The organism is Psychrobacter sp. TB20-MNA-CIBAN-0197, assembly GCF_040309765.1.
Taxonomy (GTDB): domain Bacteria; phylum Pseudomonadota; class Gammaproteobacteria; order Pseudomonadales; family Moraxellaceae; genus Psychrobacter; species Psychrobacter submarinus.
The window spans coordinates 1-234 of the sequence record NZ_JBEOPC010001436.1; the positions used below are offsets into that span (position 1 = coordinate 1).

Sequence of the window (234 nt, forward strand, 5' to 3'; positions counted from 1 at the left end):
CTACTTAAATCAAACTGAGTTGGATCTGGGTAAGCTGCTTTTGTTACTACAGCAATACCTACTACGCCTACGAGCTTGCAGCTAGAATGGTAAATCATTACGAGGTCACCTACTTTTACCTCGTCGCGCATAAAGTTACGTGCTTGGTAATTACGTACCCCTTCCCAAAGTGTGGTTTGATTTTGTGCATTTTTAAGATCGTCAATCGAAAATGCATCGGGTTCAGTTTTAAAT

The 234-nt window shown here is 40.6% G+C and carries 1 protein-coding gene; it reads right to left on the reverse strand.

What is annotated here, in order from left to right:
• On the reverse strand, positions 1–234 hold a 234-nt coding region (locus AAEY83_RS18710; protein ID WP_351061710.1), incomplete at both ends, for an EVE domain-containing protein.